Annotated in this window: 1 protein-coding gene; it reads left to right on the top strand. The window is 46.3% G+C overall.

The window, feature by feature from the left end:
• A partial coding sequence (locus ACFIK0_RS08880) for a hemagglutinin repeat-containing protein (RefSeq protein WP_375663850.1) occupies positions 1-3,740 on the top strand: 3,740 nt, incomplete at both ends.

Below are 3,740 nucleotides of genomic sequence, written 5' to 3'. Positions count from 1 at the left end.
ATGACAGAAAAGACTGTCACACAAGCATTTTCTCATAAACCAACTGTTTCGGGGGTAATACAATCTAGTGGCAACCTCATCATTAACGCTGATACCATTGACAACCATTATAGCTCTATGAGAGCAGGGGGAAATGCCGATATCCACGCTGGTGTGCTCACCAATTTGGGGGCAACAGCTTATAAAAAAACTTATCTGGGTTGTAATGCCAATACGCAGGATGGTTATTGTTATGGCTATAAAGCTGATGGAAGCCGCGATGTTTCTTTAGATATAGCCAATGGCAAGGATCGCCATACTGGTTCAGAAGCTTTGGAGAGTGTTCCTGGTCTTGTCCAAGCGGGTGGCACTTTAAATATGGTGGTCGATCAACTCAATAACACGGCAGCGGAAGGTTCGATTACAGGGGATGCGCATTTTGAAGCCAAAGCGGCTGGAGGCAATCCACTGGAGTCCTTAAGTGGTTTAACCGGGGCTGGTGCTCTCTTTACACCAAAAGTGGATCTCAATAATGCGGGGGAACTTTCTGAGGGGCTTCCTTTACCAAAACCCCAATCGGGGGGTGTTGGGGGCACGCTGCCCAATCAAAATTTCATTTATGAAACTAGAGCAGAATTCCTTGATGTTGGCAAGTTTTATGGCTCAGCCTATTATTTGAACAGAATTGGCTACAATCCTGACAGAGAGATTTTTTTCTTAGGCGATGCATATTTTGAAAAGCAGCTGATTGAGAAACAAATGCGTGATCTGGTTGGTCAAGGTTTGGGCAAAGGTTCCTTTATTCCTGGAAGTGATGCCATTGAACAAGTCAAAACCTTGCTAGATGGTGGGGCAGACTATGCAAAAGCACACAATCTCCCCTTTGGTGAGGCTTTGAGTGAAGAACAATTGGCGTCCCTAGAAGCCCCGATGGTGATTTATGTGCGCCAACAGGTCAAGGGCATGGATGTTTACGCACCGGTGCTTTACATCCCTGAAAAAGACAGAGCCTCCTTTGTTTCTGCTGGGGCTTTGATCATGGGCGATGATGTCAATATCACCAGCCAAAATACGAGCAATTCCACAATAACTAATTCAGGGCGGATTGCAGCAAACCACCAATTGCATGTGCATGGAGGGGATATTTTTAGTAAAGGGGGGCATTTTGCGGCGGGTGGGGATGCTGTTCTCCTTGCGGAGAAGAATATTCGTTTAGATGCAGGGCGCACAACGGTTGACGGCGTGGAGACCGTTTTAAACACCGAGGCGCTTTCTGCTGGGGGTAATGCGAGCGTGATTGCCAAACAAGATATTACCGCCTCAGGGGTGGGGATCACTACCGGAGGTGATCTTGCCATGGCTACAGAAGAAGGCAACTTGACGATTGGTTCAGCAGAAACCCATTACCATGATGAACACGGTGATGCTACCATGCATCATAAATCAGAAGTCAACTCTGGAGGCTCAACGACACTTCTCTCTGGAAAAGATTTGAATATTCTAGGCTCTGATGTTCAAGCAACGGATAAACTTCTCTTGCAAGCTGAGAGGAATGTTTCGATTGATGCCACACGCAACAGTGCCAATAGCCATCGCGGGGATCAAACATCTCATGTTGCCTTGCACAATGGCTCTCATTTAAGTTCTGGAAAAGAGACCACTGTCATCTCAGGTCAAGATATCCATATTGCTGCTTCCGATATAGATGCCAAGGGCAATGTTGGTCTTGGTGCCCAAGGGGAGATAACAATAGGGGTGAGAAACGATGAGATGGAGTATCATCTTCGCACCAAAAACACGAAAGTGGATATGCAAGCCTCTCATGCCGTTGGATCTTCGATAAAATCGGGAGGTGACACCACTGTCATTGCAGGGCAGGATGGCAAACCACATGATCTTAGCATCACAGGCAGTTCCATTGCGGCTGATGGCAAGGTAGGGCTGAAAGCCAGCAACGATGTCCTGATCAATAATGCAGAGGATAGCTTACATTATGAGATGTCGTACCATAAAGACGGTGGGGTGTTTAGTAGCAGTAAATCTGAGCATAACAAGATGGATGTGAGCCAAGTTGTGGGGTCAAGCATAACAGGGGGTGAAGGCATTGCCATTGATTCCGGAAACAACACGGAAGTTGTAGCCTCGACGCTCGTAGCCGGTAAGGCAGAGGAAACGTCAGGAGAGAAAGCACCAGGAGAACAGAAACAAGCGGATATTACCATTCACTCTGGGGGAAAGATTGTCATCAAAGGCGCCCAAGAACACTTGGATCAGCAAGCACAATCGTCATCAAGTGGCTTTTTGCATGAGAAATCTTCCGATACATCTCAATCGCATACCACAACGGTTTCCTCTATCCTTGGGGCGACGGGCAACATCGTGTTAGACGCACAAGGAGAAGCCAAGATTTCTGCTTCTCATCTTCTTTCCGGTCAAGATATCAATGTGAGCGGAGAAAGTGTGACGATTGATGGCATGACAGATCACCATAAAAGCCATTCAGAGGAGCATGAAACAGGTTTTGGTGTGGGATCAGGAAAGGGCTTTGTGTCGATATACGGGAGTGAGGGAAAGACAGAAAATGAAGAGAGTTTTGAACATCAAGGCTCTTCTCTCAATGCGGATGGCACGATCAACATCACTGCCAAGAAAAAAGATGTGAAAATTGTTGGCTCTGATCTTGCAGGTGAGAATATTAATCTTTCGGCAGCGCATGATGTGAATGTGCTTGTTGGTCATAATAGCCATTCCTCAAGCTCAAAGGAAGAACGTACAGGCTTTGGCATTCAGTTTGAAAAGAGCAACAGCGGTGCTTCTGTAGGTGTTGGAATTGCAAGCGCCAAAGATACGGGCGATCAATGGGAAAATACTTCCACACAATCACACATCACGGCACGCCAAGATGTGCAGATTACTGCTGACAATGATGTGAATATGCAAGCAGCCATTGTTTCGGCGGATCGTGATGTCAACATTGATGCCGGCAATAATATCACCCTATCAGAAAGCTATGATACCTCTAACGCAAAAGAAAAGCATGAAAAGTCTTTTGCTGGTGTGACAGGCTCTGTCAATGTGGGCATTCTTGGTACAGTAAAAGATGTAAAGGATGCAGTCAAACGTTTTGGTCATGGGGATACAAAACACAAAATCGGCAATGGTCTTATTGCTAGTCTAAAAGGCTATGATCTCTATAGCAAAGGCAAAGGTCTTTATAATGAGATGAAGGGTGGAAACCTTAAACAGTCTATTCGTGATATTGCTGATGTTTCTGCTAGCGTAACCGTGGGCTTTAAGACAGAGAAGGCAGAAGCCTCTGTTCAGACTTCTACCGCGGTAACAGGTACAATAGAAGCAGGACGCGCTGTTAATATGCAAGCCCACAAAGGCAGCATCCATGGTGTTGGAGCCGATATTATTGCCGGCACAAACCCGATGCAAAGCAATGATAAACAGAGTGGAAATATCACCATGGGAGCAGGTGAAGATATCACTTTTGAAAGTGCGCAAAATACGCAAAGCACACAAAACCACACGCAAAGCGCTTCAATGAATGTTGGGTATAGTTATGGTACCGGTGGTACAGGGTGGATGGGGAATGCTTCTTTTGGTAAAGGCAAGGGTTCCAGTGAGGAGGTTCACCAGAAGAACAGCCATATTATTGGCATCGGCACAGTTCACACAACGAGTGGGGCAAACACCACATTGGCAGGCGCCGTGGTTTCTGGAGAGCGTGTAGAAATGGAAGTAGGGGGTGATTT

The sequence above is a fragment of the Bartonella sp. CL63NXGY genome, from assembly GCF_042194905.1.
Taxonomy (GTDB): Bacteria; Pseudomonadota; Alphaproteobacteria; order Rhizobiales; family Rhizobiaceae; genus Bartonella.
This window is presented reverse-complemented; position numbering and strand designations above follow the sequence as displayed.